Source organism: Streptomyces sp. NPDC048504, from assembly GCF_043200035.1.
GTDB lineage: Bacteria > Actinomycetota > Actinomycetes > Streptomycetales > Streptomycetaceae > Streptomyces.
Map to the genome: position 1 here is coordinate 65709 of NZ_JBICXA010000004.1, position 16399 is coordinate 82107.

Genomic DNA, 16399 nt, shown 5'->3' on the forward strand with positions numbered 1-16399 from the left:
GCGACCACCCCGGCCCAGCCTTCGCGCGGCCGCCCCTCAGCCCCGCGGACTCACTCCCGCGTCTCGAACGTCCCGAGTCCGGGGACCGGACGCGGCCCGATCCCCGGGCGCCACCCCGCGTCGAGCTTGCGCAGGCCCACGCCGTCCGGGGCCCAGATGCGGCAGCTGTTCAGGACCCCGGCCGTGGCGCGCGGGCCGTTCGCGGGCTCGCCGGCGTCACGGCGGCGCGCGTTGGCCGACATGGCCGCCTGCACCACGGCGGGGCCGAGCACCCGGGCCAGTTCGTGGAGGTGGGAGCAGCCCAGGACACCGCGGAACCGCTCCTGGATCGCCCGGTTGTATCCGGCGGTGACGCCGAGGCCGATCAGGCTGTCGAAGACGGGGGTGATGAAGGGGCACTCGGCATGCGGAAAGGTCAGCATGTCCGCTCCGGCGGCCACGATGGTCATGTCCGCGAGGCGGATCCGCACTGCCAGCACCATCCGGTGGATGTCGGCGGCATCCGGCTCGGCCCACGGCCGCTCGTCCCGCAGCTCCGCCTCGACCGAGATCTCCTCGCCGCCGTGCTCCTGGTGGGCGGTGACGGTGATGGTCCGGCGGTGCAGCGGGAGTTCGGCGCGGCTCACGACGAGGCCTCCGCCGGCTCGGGCGCGCCCGCTCCCAGCCCGGCGAACTCCGGTTGCCGGCGTTCGATGAAGCTGCGCACGCCCTCGCGGTAGTCGGGTGCACGTTTCGCCGTGGCCAGCAGCGCGGCGGCGGTGTCGCGGCTCTCGGTGAAGCTTCTCGACTGGTCGTCGGCGAGCTGCCGTTTGATGAGGGACATCGCGTACGGGCTGGCCGAGCGGGCCAGTTCCGTCGCGTACGCGAGGGCCGCCGGGAGCAGTTCGTCCGGCTCGACGAGACGGTTGACCAGGCCCATCGCGTGCGCCTCCGTTCCCGTGATCCGGCGTGAGGACAGCAGCAGGTCGCTCGCGTTCCCGTAGCCGACGAGCCGGGGCAGGAGCCACGAGACACCGTCCTCTGCCACCAGGCCGCGCGCGCTGAACGCGGCGGCGAACTTGGCGCCCGGCACGGCGAACCTCACATCGCACATGAGCGCCTGGTTGAAGCCGATGCCGGCGCAGGCGCCGTTGACAGCGGCCACCAGGGGTTTGGGGAACGACATGGGCCGGGTGCGCGGCGGCAGCCGGTCGGTCGGCCACGGGCGCGCGCCCGAGGACGCCCCGTCCAGCACGCTCATGTCCATGCCCGGGCAGAAGCTGCGTCCCGCGCCGGTGAGGACGACGGCCCGTACCGCCGGGTCCGCCTCGGCGCCGTCGAACAGCTCGTTGTAGAGCAGCTCCATCTCCAGGGTCCAGGCGTTGTGCCGCTCGGGCCGGTTCAGGGTGAGCAGCATGACTCCGTCGCCGGTCAGCTCACTGAGGATCACCGGGGCCGCATGCTCGTTCATCGAGGTCACTCCCAGAGCCCGTTGGCCTTATAGCTAGATGAATCATCTATATACCCAACCATGGCCGGGGCACCAGATCAGACCCCGCCGAGAGAAGATCACCCAACCCTTGACCTGGTACCCTCGATGCACTAAGACGATTCATTTTGCTATATGACGAGGAGCCCGCCGTGGCCGAGGCAGCCCGCGCAGAAACGCCAACCGTGCCCGTCCCCGCGCGTGGCCGCGTCGGACGTCAGGTGCGTGTCCCGAAGACCGCCGAGCTGGTCGCCGCGGAGCTGCGCCGCCAGATCGTACGGGGCGAGCTGAAGCCCGGCGACGCCCTGCCGCCGGAGTCGGGGCTGATGGAGCAGTTCGGCATCTCCCGGCCGACGCTGCGCGAGGCGTTCCGCGTCCTGGAGTCGGAGTCGCTGATCACGGTGCGGCGCGGTGCGCACGGCGGCGCCCGGGTGAGCGCGCCGGACTCCGATGTCGCGGCCCGCTTCGCCGGCCTGATCCTCGAATACCGCGGTGCCACCCTGGGCGACGTCTACCGTGCCGCGGCCGTCATCGAGCCGCCCTGTGTGCGCCAACTGGCCGCCAAACACACGGCGGACGACATCAAGCGACTGCGTGACGCGGTGGCGGCCGAGAAGACCGTCCTCGACGACCCGCTGGGCCTGGTCGAGGCCCAGGACACCTTCCACGCCCTGCTGGTCGAGCTGACCGGCAACCAGACGCTGATCCTCCTGTGCGGCATGCTGCGCAACATCATCGACCGGGCCAACGCCTCGTACACCGCGGCCGCCACCGACGCGGCGACTCAGAAAGCACAGGCCCTCAAGGGGCACCGGGCCCATGTGCGCCTCGTCGGGCTGATCGAGTCCGGCAAGGCGGACGAGGCCGAGAAGCTGTGGCAGCGCCACATCAGCGGCGCCGACGACGTGGTGAACGGAGCCGGCCCCAAGACGGTGCTCGAACTCATCGACTGACCGGGCTGACCCTCATCGACCGACCACGCGGATCGAGGATCACCCAGCCGTTCCCACCCTCACCCCTTGCGCCTCCGAAACAGTTAGATAATTATAGGAGGCGTACTGAATAGATCTGGGGTCCGGAGGCGACGGCCATGGCCGAACAGCGCAAGCGAATCTTCGACTGCGACCAGCACATGTACGAGGAACGGGACTCCTTCACCCGCTACCTCCCGAAGGAGTTCCTCGGCCAGGCGGTGGCCCCGGTGACGCTCCCGGACGGCCGCGAGGTCATCCTCGCCGGCGACCGGATCGTGGTCTGCCTGGAGCCGGAGTTCGGGCAGGTCTACCGGCCCGGCTCGCTCAAGGAGATGCTCAAGGCGATGGCCTCGGGCAACCCCGACGAAACGTACCAGTTCGAGCCGATGCACGAGTCGTACCAGAACCGCGAGGCCCGGCTGCGCGTCATGGACGAGCAGGGCCTGGACCAGACGATCATCTACCCGGGCGGCTGGGCACTGGTCGCCGAGGAGTACGTGCAGGGCGTCGAGCCGCTCTACGCCAACTACCACTCGTTCAACCGCTATATGAACGAGGTGTGGGGCTTCAACCACCAGGACCGCATCTACTCCCCCGCGCTGCTGTCGCTGCGCGACCTGGACAGCGCGGTCAAGGAACTGGAGTACGTCCTGGAGCGGGGCGCCCGGTTCATCATGCTGCCGACCGGGCCGCAGTACGGCCGCTCACCTGGCGATCCGTACTTCGACCCGTTCTGGAAACTGGTCAACGAGGCCAAGGCCAGCGTCTGTTACCACATCAGCGAGTTCTACTACAACTCGAACGTCGCCCCGGCCTGGGGCCACGACGCGAGCCCGATCCACTTCCGGATGTCGGCCTGGCAGTGGATGAACACCTACGGCCAGCGCCCCATCGAGGAGACGCTCTCCGCACTCATCTTCGACAACCTCTTCGAGCGCTTCCCCGACATCAACGTCCTGGTCTCCGAGTTCGGCGCCGAGTGGGTGCCCCACTTCGTCCGGCACATGGACAAGAGCCGCGGCATGGGCCGCAACGGCCCCTGGATCGGCGGCCAGTTGACGGAGCGCCCCAGTCAGGTGTTCCGCAAGCACATCCGTGTGGTGCCCTACCCGGAGGACGACATCCCGAGCCTGATCAAGCGGCTCGGCTACCACGAGTCGATCGTGATGGGCTCGGACTTCCCACACGCGGAGGGCATCGCCAACCCCGCCGACTACCGCAAGCTCCTCGCGGAGCTGGACGAGTCCGTCCAGGACGACATCATGTACAACAACGCCCAGCAGCTGATCAGCCGCTGAACCCCGAAATGCCCCCGCCTGGCGGCGGACCGGTCATCAGACCAGGTCCGCCGCCAGATTCGCGAAGTTCGTGAGCAGTGCCGTGCCCCGCCGGGAGTGGTCGTATCCGGCCAGGGGGTAGCCGTTGCTCAGGCAGGCGAAGGACAGGCCGGACTCCGGGTCCATGAAGCCGAGTTGGTAGGCGGCGCCCGCGCTGCCGAAGAGCGAAGGCGAGCCGGTGGAGGGCAGTTGGCTGCCTGCGTCGGGGCCCGCCACTGTCACGAACAGGCCCATGCTGGTACGTCGGCTGCCGCCGCCCCCGTAGATCTGCTCCCCGTACGGGAGTTGGGTCAGCCGGATTCGGGTGCCCTCCGCCACCGCCTCCGGCTTCCACAGGCCCGAGTGCTCCAGCGCCTGGAAGTACAGGGCGACGTCGGCGGCGGTGGCGACCAGGGCGTGGCTGGGCTCACCGGCCGCCAGGACGCGGGGGTCGGCGAGATACCACGGTCCCCAGGGGTCGGGTTCCTGGGTGTCGTCCGTGCGGTCGGTGGCGGTCATCGGAGCGACGGTTCCGGGTTGCCGCTCGACCGGGACGCCGAGTTCAATCGAGGTGAGCCCCAGCGGCCGGGCGATCCGCTCGTGGAGGTAGTCGGCGAAGGGCAGCCCCGTGCGCCGTTCGACGATCTCGGCGATCAGCCAGGCGGCGGCGGTGAGATGGAACTGGAAGCGGGTGCCGGGCGGGGTGTCGAGCCGCCAGCGCCCGAAGGCGGCGAGCCGTTGCTCGCGGTCCAGCATCTTCGGGTAACCGAGGGGCGCGAAGGGGAAGCCGGCGGTGTGCGTGAGCACCTGCTCGACGGTCACCGCCTCCTTCCCGTTCGGCGCGAACTCCGGGATGATCGCGGCGACTTGCTCGTCCAGGTGCAGGAGTCCCTCGCCGAGCAGCTTCCACACGACGCCGGCGACGATCGACCGCCCGACGGACTGCAGGACGTATCTGGTGTCCGGGCCGGCGTCCCCCCAGGTCTCGAACGCCACCAGGCGACCGCCGCGAGCGACGGCGACCTGCGCGGACGGCAGTGGCCCGTGCTCGACCTCCAGCCGGATCCGGCGCAACAGGACGTCCAGCCGGTGCGGGTCCACCCCCACGGTCTCCGGGTCGACGACGGAGTGGTCAGTCATGGGCTTCTCCTTGGCCGGGCTCGCGCAGTCGCTGCCGTACGACCTTGCCGTTGGCGTTGCGCGGCAGATGGTCCACGAACCACCAGCGGACGGGGACCTTGAATCCGGACAGCCGGGCGCGGGCGTGCGTCCTGAGCGACGCCGGTTCCGGTGGAGCATCGGGGTCGGCCGCTACGACGAAGGCGATGACGGTCTGGCCGAGCCGTTCGTCGGGGGCGCCGGTGACCGCCACATCGGCGACGCCGGGGTGGGCTGCCAGGACAGTCTCGACCTCCAGCGGGTGGACGTTCTCACCGCCCCGGATGATCATGTCGCTGCCCCGGCCGTACAGATAGAGGTAGCCGTCCTCGGCCACGCGGCCCAAGTCGCCGCTGTGCAGCCAGCCTTCGGCATCGATCCGGAAGAAATGGTCGGCACGGGCGTGGATCTCACCGATGCCGTCCGGCCCGGTGTCCCGCACCCGCAGCTCGACACCGGGGGCGGGCCGTCCCACGGACCGCAGCAGATCAGTGCGCCCGGCGACCGCCTCCCGGTGGTCCTCCGGGGTGAGCACGCTGATGGGCGAGCCCTCGGTCTGCCCGAACATGTTGAGCATGCGGACGCCGGGCATCGCCTCGTACGTCCGCCGCAGGGTGCCGGGGCGGACCGGCGCGCCGCCGTACTGCAGGACCCGCAGCGTCTCGTGGCGCGCCTGGCCGGCCGCCAGCAGGGTCTCCAGCATCGCCGGGACCATGCTGGTGTGGGTGGCGCCGAGTTCGCGCAGCAGGGCCCAGCCCTCGACGGTGAAGCGGGGCAGGCCGGTGATCAGCGCACCCGCGGCCAGAGCGACGGCGATGTTTCCGAGGCCGGCGATGTGGTGGAAGGGGGCGCTGCCCCCGTAGAAACTGTCCGGATCGAGCGCGCAGAGGCGGCCGTTGACGCGGGCGCGGGCGGCCAGCCGGCGTTGGGTCATGCGGACGGGTTTGGGGAGGCCTGTCGTGCCGGAGGTGTGCAGGACGGCGGCGAGGTCGTCCGGCTCGGCGGTCAACGGCCTTGTGCTCGGGCGGAGTTCGGGGACGATCACGGCGCGGCGACCGGACAGCTTGGCGACCTGCTCGCCGAGTTCTGCGAACTCGGGTTGCGCGACGAGGAGTTGGGCGCCGGACGCCTCGACCACGGCCGCGATCTCGTACGGCGTCATACGGACGCCGAGCGGCGCGAGCGGGTGACCGGATCCGGCGCCGCCGACGACCAGCGCGAGGGCGTCGGCGGAGGTGGCGGCCAGGGCTGGTACCGGGGCGCCGGGGGCGAGGCCGAGGGAGTCCAGCCAGTCGGCGGCGCCTGCCGCCCGGTCGAGGAGTTCGCGTCCGGACCAGGTGAGGTCCCCGAACCGGACGGCGGGACGGGAGTGGTCGTAGGCCGCGACGACCGTCGCCGTCCAGGTCAACTCCTGCTCGGCGCCCACCGGTTCAGGGCTCCAGGAGGGCCGATGCGGTGCCGGTGACCACCTCGGCGCCGTCCTGGGTGACGGTACGGAGCGAGAAGTGGGCGACCGGGCCGTCCGGCGTGTCCTCGACCGACTCGACGGTCGCCGTGGCGGTCAGGGTGTCGCCGGGCCACACCTGGGCCTTGAAGCGCACCCCGAAGGTCAGCAGTGCCTCGACGCCGACCCAGTCGGTCAGGACCCGTCCCGTCATGCCCATCGTGAGCATGCCGTGGGCGAAGACGCCGGGGTATCCCGCGACCTCGGTGGCGAACCGCTCGTCGGTGTGCAGCGGGTTGAAGTCGCCGGACGCGCCCGCGTATTGGACAATCCGGGTGCGCTTGAGGTCGTCGACCAGCACGCTCTCGCGCGTCTCACCGACCTTGACGTCGTCGGCGCTCAGGGTCATCAGGCGTCCTTCCGGGAGGCGGGGCCCTCGGGCACGACGGCCACGGTGCGGGCGCTGACGACCGGTTCGCCGTCGGCGTCGCGGTACTCGGTGATGCGCTCGCTGAACAGCAGGCGGCCGGTGCGGCCCTGCTTCTCCCAGTTGCGTCCGGCGACGGTGGTGGCGTACAGGGTCTCCCCCGCGCGCACCGGCCGGTGGTACTCGAAGTGCTGCTCGGCGTGCAGGCCGCCGCCGCCCTCGGGCATCACACCGGGCCCGGCGCCGGACCCGAACCACTCCTCGCCCGGCTTGGGCCGCAGCCGGTAGTCCGGGTCGTGGTGGGCGCTCGCCATGGCGAAGGTGGGCGGCGCGAACGCGCTCTCGCCGACATAGTCCGGGTTCTCGTCGCCGATGGCCCGGGCGAACATCAGGATGTGCCCGGCCTCGACGGGGAACGGCTGCCCTGTCATCTTCCTTCTCCTCGGTCAGTACGGCAGGAACGCGTCGCGGGTGGCCTCGTCCGGGTCGAAGTCCGGGGGCAGTCCCTCGAACTTGGGCTCCCGCTTCTCCACGAAGCTGGCCACCCCTTCCCGGAAGTCCGGCGAGCCCGCGAAGAACTCCATGGCGGAGTAGGAGCGGGCCAGGGCATCGGTGAAGGGCCGGTCGAGGTCGCCGTAGACCTGATGGCGTACGACGGCCATGGCGCGCGGTGAGCAGTTGCGGGCGATGTCGCGGGCGTAGGCGCGGGCCGCGTCGAGCAGGTCCTCCGGCTCCACGACCCGGCTGACGAGGCCGAGTTGCTTCGCCTCGTCGGCGTCGAAGACGCGGCCCGACAGGAGGAGGTCGAGGGCGTTCTCCAGGCCGACGACGCGGGGCAGCACGTAGGGGAGGTTGTACTCACCGGCGAGGCCACGGCGGGTGAAGGCGGTGGTGAAGCGCGCCCCGCGGGCGGCGAAGCGAACGTCGCAGATCAGGGCCTGGACGAGTCCGATGCCCGCGCAGGCGCCGTTGACGGCCGCGATGAGCGGCTTGGGCATGGTCCGCCTGCTGTACATGGGCACGCGGGCCTGGAGGTTGAGGGACTGGCCCGGCTGCGCGTTCTGCTCCAGCCGCTGGACGTCCATGCCGGGGCAGAACGCCCGGCCGGCGCCGGTGACGATCACGACGCGGACGGCGGGGTCGACGGCGGCCTCGTCCAGGAGGGCGAAGAAGCGGCGCTCCATGGGGAGGCTCCACGCGTTCTTGCGCTCGGGCCGGTTGAGGGTGACGGTGGCGACACCGTCCTCGTCGACCTCGTACAACACCAGGTCGCGGTCGGGTTCGTCGGGCATCGCGTCACTCCTCGGTAAGCGGTTCGATGGCGTCGATGGGGTGGATGGGTTCGCCGACGCCCGGGCGCTCCCCGGAGATGGTCACCACGACCTGCCCCCGGGCGCAGACGACCCCGTCGGTCATCACGTCGACGTCGGCGAAGTGCAGCCTGCGGCCCCGGCGGACGCAGCGCGCGTAGGCGACGGCCTCCCGGCCCCGCGCGGGCGCGAGGTACTGCACCGACATCGAGACGGTGCTGAGCCGACTCCCCGTCTGGAAGTCGTGCCCGGCGATCACGGCTCCCGCGCCCGCGGTGTCGATGAGCGCGGAGAGCACTCCGCCGTGGAACACGCCTTCGTGGGCGGTCAGTTGCTCGGCATAGGGAAGGACGACCTCGACGCCGTCGGGGTCCCAGCGGACCATGCGCAGCCGGCAGAGGCGGTTGAACGCGACGCCGCGCTCCCAGCGGGCCCGGAACCACTCGCGGCGTTCGCGCTGTTCCTGGTCGGTGAGAGGTCTCGCCGCGACGGTCATCCGCACGCCCTCCGGTCTCGGCCGGTCAGCCGATCCATATAGTTACATGAATTGGATAGTTGAAGCAATCACACGGGGCGCAGCCAAGGCGCCAGATGTATTATTTATATAACTCATTCGATGTCCGTGAACAGAGGGAGACCTCGATGCCGTCGACCGCCCTGGCCGGGATCCGCGTCCTCGACCTGTCCCGCGTCCTCGCGGCCCCGCTGGCCACCCAGATGCTGGCCGACCTCGGCGCGGAGGTCATCAAGGTCGAGCGGCCCGGAACCGGCGACGACTCACGGACGTACGGTCCGCCGTTCGCCCCCGGCACGGACACCGCGGCCTTCTACCTCTCCTGCAACCGCAACAAGCGATCCGTGACGGTCAATCACGCCACCACCGAGGGACAGGAGTTGATCCGCTCGCTCGCCGCCCGCTCGGACGTCCTGGTCGAGAACTTCCGCGCGGGGACGCTGGCGAAGTACGGCCTCGACCACGAGAGCCTGCTGGCGCTCAACCCCCGCCTGGTCTACCTGTCGGTCACCGGCTTCGGCCAGACCGGTCCCTATGCCGGGCGCCCCGGCTACGACGGCATCTTCCAGGCCATGTCAGGGATGATGAGCGTCTCCGGCCACCCCGACGAGCCGATGAAGGTCGGCGTCAGCATGGTCGACATCCTCACCGGCCTGTACGCCTCGACGGCGGTCCTGGCGGCGCTGCGACACCGGGACGCCACCGGCGAGGGCCAGTTCGTCGACCTCTCCCTGCTGGACTGCGGGCTGGCCTCGCTGTCGCACTTCGCGATGAACTACCTGGTCTCCGGGGAGGTTCCGCGCCGGCGCGGCAACGGCGGCTACGGCGGAATCCCCTCCCAGGCGTTCCACTGCGCGGACAAGCCGCTCTTCCTCGTCGCGGGCAACGACAAGCAGTTCGCCGCGTTCTGCGCGGCGGCCGACCGCACCGACCTGCTCCAGGATCCCCGGTTCGCCACGACCTCCGCCCGGATCACCCATCGGGAGGAGATCCTGCCGGTACTCGAAGACATCATGCGGACCCGGACCCGGGACGACTGGCTCGCCCTGCTGGACGAACACGACGTGCCGGCGGGCCCGTTCAACGAGATGCCCGAGGTCTTCGCCGACCCCCAGATCCAGCACCGGGGGATGCTGGTCGAGGTCGAGGACCCCGTGTCGGGCCGACTGCCGCTGCTCGCGAATCCGATACGGCTCACGGCGACCCCGGTCGAGGGCTATGCCCCGCCGCCCGCGCTGGGCGAGCACACGGCCGAAGTCCTGTGCAGGCTCGCCGGGGTGACGGAGGATCAGCTCGCGGGACTGCGCGCGCGAGGTGTCGTGTAACGCCTTCACCCGATCAGGGTCCGGCCACCCTCCAGCATCAGCGTCGCGCCCGTCAGGTAGGCCATGTCGTCGCTCACCAGCGCGGCCACCGCCCGGCCGATGTCCGCCTCCGGGGCGCCGAGCCGGCCCAGTGGGATCTCGCGGGCGAGTTCCTCCGCCTTCTGCGGATGCGCGGCCAGATAGTCCTCCGCCGCCGGGCTGAGCGCGGCCGGGCAGACGACGTTCACGCGGATCCCGTACGGCCCCCACTCCCGCGCGGCGACCCTGCTCAGACCGCGGATCGCCTCCTTGGCCATGGCGTACGCCGCGAAGGTCGCCTCGCCCTGCACCGCCGCCGAGGAACCGAGATTCACGACACTGCCGCGGCTCTCCTTCAGGTGGGGCAGGGCCGCCTGCATCGCGTGGAAGACGGCCAACGGCCCGCTGCGGTAGGTGAGTTCGACATCGTCGTACGACGTCGTCTCCAGCCGTCGCTGCACCGAGGACTGGGCGTTGTTGACGAGCACGTCGAGGCCGCCGAACTCCCGTACCGTCTCGGCCACCATCCGGTCGACGTCGTCCCGCTCCCCCACGTCTCCGACGACGGCGTACGCCCTGCCGCCGCGCTCGGCGATCTCCCCGGCGGTGTCCTTCAGCTTGGACTCGGTACGGCCGGTGACGACCACGGCCGCGCCCTCGGCCGCCAGCGCGAGCGCGATGCCTCGGCCCACGCCCTGGCCTCCGCCGGTGACCAACGCCGTCCTGCCTGCCAGCCGTGCCATCACGTCTCCTTCCAGAAGGTCGTCCATGTGGGGAAGGCGTCGGGCAGCGCCGGTTCCCCCGCGCCCTCCCAGCCGTTGAAGCCCACCGCCTGAGGGCGGTCGGTCACGTCGGCCGCGTACCAGTGCTGTTCGCGGCGCCGGGAGAAGTACCAGTCGCCGTCCACGCGCGCGTAGTCGTCGAAGTAGCAGATCGCCATCACGATCCACCGGTCCCCCACCTCGTGCTCGGCGCGGCAGTAGACCGCGCCGGTCGCGGTGTCGCGGCCCGTGAACTCGATGCGGTGGCCGCAGATCTGGTGCACCGACCGGTGGAATCCGCGCACGAGGGGCTCGATGTGCTGGCGCAGGACCTGGCGTCCCCGGCCGTGGCGTCCCATGTCCACGTCGGGGCGGAAGCAGCCGACCCAGGCGTCGAGGTCCCGGGAGTCCACGGCCAGGGCGTACCGGATGGGCAGTTGCTGGATGGCCTGGTGGGACTCGACGCGGTCGAGGCGGTCCTCGGTCGAGGTCATGGCCGCGGCTCCCTCGGCAGACCGAGGAGCAGCTCCCCGATGATGTTGCGCTGAATCTCACTTGAACCGCCGTAGATCGTCTCCGCGAGGGAGAGCAGGAACGAGCGTTGCCGGGTGTCGAGTTCGTAGTCCTCGCCGACGATCTGTCCTGCGGGTCCGGCCAACTCCATGGCGAGGTGGCCGAGTTGCTGGTGGCGGGTCGAGGCGTAGAGCTTCGCCGTTGTGGCCTGCGCGCCGGGTGTGCGGCCCGCGGTCAGTTCGGCGAGAGTGCGCAGGTTGGTGGTGCGCATGATGCGTACGGAGATCCAGGCGTCCAGGATCCTGCGGCGCAGCATGGGGTCGTCGAGTGCGCCGCGCTCGCGGGCCAGATCGATCAGCGCCTCCGCCTCCCGCTCGAAGCCGAGTTGCTGGGGCAGCAGAGTCGTGCCGCGTTCGATGCCGAGCGTGGCCATCGCCGTGCGCCAGCCTTGACCGACCTCCCCTACGGCCATGTCCGCGCCGGTGCGCGCGTCGGAGAGGAAGACCTCGGCGAACTCGTCCTGGCCGGCGAGGTTGCGGATGGGCCGGATCTCCACGCCGGGCTGGTCGGTCGGGAGGAGCAGCAGGGTCAGGCCTTTGTGGCGCCGGGAGTCGGGGTCGGTGCGGGTGAGGACGTAGAGCCAGTCGGCGTGGATGCCGAACGAGGTCCACACCTTCTGCCCGTTGACCACCCACTGGTCGCCGTCGCGTTCGGCGCGCGTGCGGACGGAGGCGAGGTCGGAGCCCGCGCCGGGCTCGCTGAAGCCCTGTCCCCACAGTTCCTCGACGGCGAGGATCGGTGGCAGGAAGCGCTTCTTCTGGGCCTCGGCGCCCATCGCGAGGAGCATCGGGCCGAGCAGGTCGAGGGCGTTGACGGTGGCGCGGTAGGGGGCGTTGGCGCGGGCGTAGTCGTACTCGAAGACGATCTCCTCCAGGAGTCCGAGGCCGCGTCCGCCGTACTCCTTCGGCCAGCCCACTCCCAGCCAGTTCCCGGCCGACAGCTCGCGGTCCCAGGCCAGGCGAACGTCCCAGGCCGCGCCGTCGGTGGGGCCGCCCACGCCCCGGTGCTCGGCGAACTCCCCCACGAGGTGGTCCGCGAACCAGTCCCGCAGTTCGTCGCGGAAGTCGCGTACGGCGGGCCCGAAATCCACTTCCATGTCTGCCTCTCCTGGGTGTCAGATGCCGAGCCGGGCGGCGAGCAGCTCCCGGTGGTAGGCGGGCGTGCCGAGCAGCACCTCGGAGCTCTTGGCCCGCTTCAGGTAGAGGTGCGCGGGGTGTTCCCAGGTGAAGCCGATACCGCCATGGACCTGGACGGTGTCGCCCGCCACCTTGGTGAACGCCTCCGAGCAGAAGGCCTGGGCGAGGGCCGCCGCGACGGCGATCTCCGTCTCGTCACCGGCGTCCAGGGCCCACAGTCCGGCGTACGCGGCCGAGCGGGCGGACTCGATCTCGACGAGCATGTCGGCGCACTTGTGCTTGATGCCCTGGAACGAGCCGATGGGACGGCCGTACTGCTCACGGATCTTGGCGTACCCGACCGACGCGTCCAGGGCCGCCGCCGCTCCCCCGACTTGTTCGGCGGCCAGCAGGACGGCGGCCGTGGCGAGGGTGCGTTCGATCACGGGCCAGGCCGTGCCGTCGGTGCCCAGCAGACGGGCGGGGGTGTCCGTAAAGGTGACGCGGGTCTGCTTGCGGGTCTGGTCGAGAGTGGGGAGGGGCGTGCGGGTGAGGCCCGGGGCGTCGGCGGTCGTGACCGCGAAAAGGCTGACGCCGGCGGGGGTGCGGGCGGCGACCAGGAGCAGGTCGGCGAGGTGTCCGTCGGGGACGTAGGTCTTCACGCCCGTGAGGCGCCAACTGCCCGCTTCCTCGCGGGCGGTGAGCCGGATGCCCGGCTCGTCCCAGCGCCCGCTTTCCTCCGTTAGGGCGAGCGTAGCCACCGTCTCGCCGGCGGCGATGCCCGGGAGGAGTTCGGCGCGGGCGACCTCGTCGTCGCAGCGCAGCAGCGCCTCGGCGGCCAGGGCGACGGTGGCGAAGTAGGGGGCGCACAGCAGGGCGCGGCCCGTCTCCTCGAAGACGACGCCGAGATCGACGTAGCCGAAGCCGGAGCCGCCGTACTCCTCCGGTACGGCGAGTCCCTGGAGCCCGATCTCCGTGGCCATCCGCCGCCAGATCCACGGGTCGTGTCCGTGCGGGTCGGCGGCCAGGCTGCGCACGTCGGCCTCGGTGGCGTGCCGGGTGAGGAACGACCGTACGACCGTGCGCAGTTCGTCCTGTTCCTCGCTGAAGGTGAGATCCATGCCGAGCTTCCCGTCCTCGGTGCGCCCGTGTGCCGGACGCTTGCCGCCCGCCTCTCGATACAGTTAGATAATTATAGTATCCGCACTGAATACACCAGGAGCGCGACGTGACCGATCTCTACGCCCCGTTCACGAGCCTGACCTTCGAGCGGTCCGCGCCCGGTGTGCTGCGCATCGTGCTCGACGCGCCGAACCTCAACGCCGTCGATCCGCGCATGCACGGTGAACTGGCCGACGTCTGGCCCGTCATCGACCGGGACGAGGAGACCCGCGCGGTGCTGATCCAGGGGGCCGGCAAGGCGTTCTCGGCCGGCGGGACCTTCGACTCCATCGAGGCCATGACCGAGGACTACGCCGTGCGGGCCCGAGTGATGCGGGAGGCGCGGGACATGGTCTACGGGGTGATCAACTGCTCGAAGCCGGTGGTCTCGGCGATCCACGGCCCGGCGGTCGGCGCGGGGCTGGTCGTCGGCATGCTGGCGGACATCTCCATCGCTGGCCGCAGGGCGAAGATCGTCGACGGGCACACCCGGCTCGGGGTGGCGGCCGGCGACCACGCGGCAATCTGCTGGCCGCTGCTGTGCGGGATGGCCAAGGCCAAGTACTACCTGCTGACCTGCGAGGCGCTGACCGGCGAGGAGGCCGAGCGGATCGGCCTGGTGTCGAAGTGCGTGGACGACGAGGACGTGCACGCCGAGGGCCTGCGCGTCGCGACCCTGCTGGCCGCCGGGCCCGCCAGTGCCCTCAGCTGGACCAAGCGGTCCCTCAACCACTGGTACCGCACGGCCCAGCCGCTCTTCGAGGCCTCGCTGGGGCTGGAGTTCTTCGGCTTCGGCGGGCACGAGGTCGTCGAGGGACTCGCCGCGCACCGCGAGAAGCGCGCCCCGGACTTCGAGGGCGTGGGCGGCAAGCACCCGATCGATCTCTGACCCACGGACGCACGAGCAGCACGAGGAGTACGCGATGACGGCAGAGCCCACCACCGCCACCGAAATCCCCCCGCTGGTAAGGGGGTTGACCTACGAGGAGATGCCGGTCGGACAGGTCTTCCGTACCGCCCGCCGCACGGTCACCGAGACCGACCTGGTCAACTTCGTGACCTGGGGCGGCTTCAACGAGCCGCTCTTCTGGGACGCCTCGCACGCGGCCGACGGCGGCTACACCGGGCGGCTGGTGCCGGGGGCGCTGACGTACTGCATCGCGGAAGGGCTCGTGCTGCAGACGAACGTGCTGCACGGCACGGGCCTCGCCTTTCTGCACATGGAGCTGACCGTGCAAGGCCCGGTGTACGTAGGCGACACGCTGTACGCCGCCGTGGAGACCACCGGCTGCCGGCCGTCGAGCAAGCCCGGCCGGGGCGTGGTGACGAGCCGCATCACCGTACGCAACCAGCGGGACGAGGACGTGCTCGTCTACACACCGGTGCGGCTGATCCGGGGCCGGGACTACGGGGCTCCGACGCGCTGATCCCGGGGGCCGGGCGGAACCAGAGTCAGCCCGGCCGCCGGACCGGGAGCCTCGGGGCCCGCGAAAGCTCCCGTCCGCATCCAGTCCGACGGCATCGGCGGGCGCGGCGGGGGCTCGTGGTCGGGGACGGCCATCGCGTAGAGCCGGGTGTAGCGGAACTTCGCCTCCAGGTTGTCGAGCACCGACCAGTACTCGTAGCCGCAGACGTCCACGCCACGCTGGATCACCCGGCCCAGCCAGGACAGCCTGGCGCGCAGCAAGGCGCTGCGCCGGGCGTCGTCGCTGTGGCCGGTCCCGTCGACGAGGTCCAGGTCGCCCATGCCGTTGTCGACGACGGACAGCGGCGGCAGCAGGTCGCCGTAGAGATCGTGGAGGTCCGCGACGGCGTCGGCCAGGCCCTCGGGGAGGATGGGCCAGCCGTACGCCGTCGTCTCCACGTCGTCGAAGGGGACGACGGCGAAGCCCAGGCCCACCAGCAGGCGGTTGACCTCGTTGAGCCTGCTCTGGCACTTGTCGGCCGGCAGGGCGCGGGCGAGGTTCTCCGGTGCGGTGACGCGGAACGGGGTGTGCCAGGACAGGCCGAGCAGGTCCTGCGGGGTGGCGATGACGTCCAGGTCCCCGAGGCGCACGCAGTCGGTGTCCTCGATCGGTGAGACGTCGTCCTCGGTCACCATGTGCTCGCCGAGCAGCAAGGGATCGAGAAAGAGGCGGTTGGTCCAGCTCAGCAGGCGGTCCAGGGCGAGCCGGTCGAAGGGGTCCTCGGTGGCCGCGTAGCCGCCGACGAGGGTGACCGTGGTCCCGATCCGGCCGCTCGCTCCGGCGGCCCGGAGAGCCCGGGTCGCGAGTCCGTTGGCCAGCAGGATGTGGTGGACCGCGGGCAGGCCGGCGCGGCCGATGCCCCGTCCCGGGGTGTACATCCCGGCCACGTGGTCGGCGAGGGTGGGTCCGGCCAGGTCGGTGGAGGTGATCCAGCGGGTCACGCGGTCGCCGAAGCGGCGGCCCAACTCGGCGGCGTAGGCGGCGAAGTACTCGGCTGTGTCGCGCTCCAGCCAGCCCCCACGCTCCTCCAGCCAGGGCGGCAGCGACCGGTCGAACAGGGTGAGGCAGGGGCGCAGGCCGAGTGCGAGCAGGGAGTCGAGCTCGCGGTCGCAGCGGTCCAGGGCCGCGTGGTCCCAGCTGCCGGGGCCGTCGGGCTGGAGCAGCGGCCATCCGGCGACCATCCGGTGCGTGTCGGGCGTGACGCCGACCAGTTGCCGGATGTCGTCGGTCCACTGCCTGAAGTGCCCCGCGCGTTCCGGCGGGGGCGGCGGCGGAGCCGCGATGGGGTCCGCGGTGGCGACTCCCCAGTCGACACCGTGGAAGGACTCATGCAGGAAACCATCGCTCATGGTCACCGTCCCGGGCGGAA

18 protein-coding genes are annotated in these 16399 nt (G+C 71.0%); 5 read left to right on the plus strand and 13 right to left on the minus strand.

The features are described 5' to 3' along the window. Positions 1-50: 50 nt before the first annotated feature. Together ACGFY9_RS11170 and ACGFY9_RS11175 are read right to left on the minus strand one after the other, a co-directional pair. Positions 51-626, minus strand: a complete 576-nt coding sequence (locus ACGFY9_RS11170; RefSeq protein WP_393753449.1) for a DUF2889 domain-containing protein — start codon at positions 624-626, stop codon at positions 51-53. Then, positions 623-1450: an enoyl-CoA hydratase-related protein gene (locus tag ACGFY9_RS11175; RefSeq protein WP_393753450.1), complete on the minus strand. Its 828-nt coding sequence runs from the start codon at positions 1448-1450 to the stop codon at positions 623-625. The genes ACGFY9_RS11170 and ACGFY9_RS11175 overlap by 4 nt, the downstream gene beginning before the upstream one ends. A gap of 170 nt (positions 1451-1620) precedes the next feature. Between ACGFY9_RS11175 and ACGFY9_RS11180 the strand changes: the two genes are divergently transcribed. Both ACGFY9_RS11180 and ACGFY9_RS11185 read left to right on the plus strand, forming a co-directional pair. Continuing rightward, positions 1621-2421 carry a FadR/GntR family transcriptional regulator gene (locus tag ACGFY9_RS11180; protein ID WP_393753451.1) on the plus strand — a complete coding sequence of 267 codons (801 nt, stop codon included), beginning with the start codon at positions 1621-1623 and terminating at the stop codon, positions 2419-2421. A gap of 137 nt (positions 2422-2558) precedes the next feature. Next, positions 2559-3740: an amidohydrolase family protein gene (locus ACGFY9_RS11185; protein ID WP_393753452.1), complete on the plus strand. Its 1182-nt coding sequence runs from the start codon at positions 2559-2561 to the stop codon at positions 3738-3740. Between the two features lie 36 nt (positions 3741-3776). Here the strand turns inward: ACGFY9_RS11185 and ACGFY9_RS11190 are convergent, their stop codons facing one another. The 6 genes from ACGFY9_RS11190 to ACGFY9_RS11215 are packed head-to-tail and all read right to left on the minus strand — an operon-like array spanning position 3777 to position 8593. Then, positions 3777-4898 carry a serine hydrolase domain-containing protein gene (locus ACGFY9_RS11190; RefSeq protein ID WP_393753453.1) on the minus strand — a complete coding sequence of 374 codons (1122 nt, stop codon included), beginning with the start codon at positions 4896-4898 and terminating at the stop codon, positions 3777-3779. Continuing rightward, complete coding sequence (locus ACGFY9_RS11195) at positions 4891-6342, minus strand: class I adenylate-forming enzyme family protein (protein ID WP_393753454.1); 1452 nt, start codon at positions 6340-6342, stop codon at positions 4891-4893. Before ACGFY9_RS11195 ends, ACGFY9_RS11190 begins: the two co-directional genes overlap by 8 nt. Before the next feature lie 4 nt (positions 6343-6346). After that, a complete protein-coding gene (locus ACGFY9_RS11200; protein ID WP_393753455.1) occupies positions 6347-6769 on the minus strand; it encodes a MaoC/PaaZ C-terminal domain-containing protein in 423 nt (140 codons plus the stop codon). Then, on the minus strand, positions 6769-7218 hold the full coding sequence (locus ACGFY9_RS11205; protein ID WP_393753456.1) for a MaoC family dehydratase N-terminal domain-containing protein: 450 nt from the start codon (positions 7216-7218) through the stop codon (positions 6769-6771). The genes ACGFY9_RS11200 and ACGFY9_RS11205 overlap by 1 nt, the downstream gene beginning before the upstream one ends. Before the next feature lie 15 nt (positions 7219-7233). After that, positions 7234-8079 carry an enoyl-CoA hydratase-related protein gene (locus tag ACGFY9_RS11210; protein WP_393753457.1) on the minus strand — a complete coding sequence of 282 codons (846 nt, stop codon included), beginning with the start codon at positions 8077-8079 and terminating at the stop codon, positions 7234-7236. Positions 8080-8083: 4 nt separating this feature from the next. Beyond that, positions 8084-8593, minus strand: coding sequence for a PaaI family thioesterase (locus ACGFY9_RS11215; protein ID WP_393753458.1), 510 nt, complete (start codon positions 8591-8593; stop codon positions 8084-8086). 146 nt (positions 8594-8739) lie between these two features. On the opposite strand from ACGFY9_RS11215, the gene ACGFY9_RS11220 reads away from it, so the two are divergent. Then, positions 8740-9936: a CaiB/BaiF CoA transferase family protein gene (locus tag ACGFY9_RS11220; protein ID WP_393753459.1), complete on the plus strand. Its 1197-nt coding sequence runs from the start codon at positions 8740-8742 to the stop codon at positions 9934-9936. Between the two features lie 5 nt (positions 9937-9941). On the opposite strand, the gene ACGFY9_RS11225 is transcribed toward ACGFY9_RS11220, so the two are convergent. From ACGFY9_RS11225 to ACGFY9_RS11240, 4 genes are read right to left on the minus strand one after another with little or no spacing between them, the layout of a single operon-like run. Further along, on the minus strand, positions 9942-10697 hold the full coding sequence (locus ACGFY9_RS11225) for an SDR family NAD(P)-dependent oxidoreductase (RefSeq protein WP_393753460.1): 756 nt from the start codon (positions 10695-10697) through the stop codon (positions 9942-9944). After that, on the minus strand, positions 10697-11209 hold the full coding sequence (locus ACGFY9_RS11230; protein ID WP_393753461.1) for a nuclear transport factor 2 family protein: 513 nt from the start codon (positions 11207-11209) through the stop codon (positions 10697-10699). Before ACGFY9_RS11230 ends, ACGFY9_RS11225 begins: the two co-directional genes overlap by 1 nt. Beyond that, positions 11206-12384: an acyl-CoA dehydrogenase family protein gene (locus ACGFY9_RS11235; RefSeq protein ID WP_393753462.1), complete on the minus strand. Its 1179-nt coding sequence runs from the start codon at positions 12382-12384 to the stop codon at positions 11206-11208. The genes ACGFY9_RS11230 and ACGFY9_RS11235 overlap by 4 nt, the downstream gene beginning before the upstream one ends. An 18-nt stretch (positions 12385-12402) precedes the next feature. Beyond that, entirely contained in the window at positions 12403-13524 is a 1122-nt protein-coding gene (locus tag ACGFY9_RS11240; RefSeq protein WP_393753463.1) for an acyl-CoA dehydrogenase family protein, read from the minus strand. Between the two features lie 107 nt (positions 13525-13631). Here ACGFY9_RS11240 and ACGFY9_RS11245 point away from each other — a divergent pair, with 107 nt between their 5' ends. Beyond that, the gene (locus ACGFY9_RS11245; protein ID WP_393753464.1) at positions 13632-14453 is read left to right on the plus strand and encodes an enoyl-CoA hydratase/isomerase family protein; all 822 of its coding nucleotides are present in this window, start codon (positions 13632-13634) and stop codon (positions 14451-14453) included. Positions 14454-14487: 34 nt separating this feature from the next. Beyond that, positions 14488-14991 (plus strand): MaoC family dehydratase, encoded by a 504-nt coding sequence (locus tag ACGFY9_RS11250; protein WP_393753465.1) that lies wholly within the window; start codon positions 14488-14490, stop codon positions 14989-14991. Here ACGFY9_RS11250 and ACGFY9_RS11255 read toward each other — a convergent pair. Then, positions 14970-16379, minus strand: coding sequence for a family 1 glycosylhydrolase (locus ACGFY9_RS11255; protein ID WP_393753466.1), 1410 nt, complete (start codon positions 16377-16379; stop codon positions 14970-14972). The two genes, ACGFY9_RS11250 and ACGFY9_RS11255, sit on opposite strands and share 22 nt — an antisense overlap. Between the last annotated feature and the right edge of the window lie 20 nt (positions 16380-16399).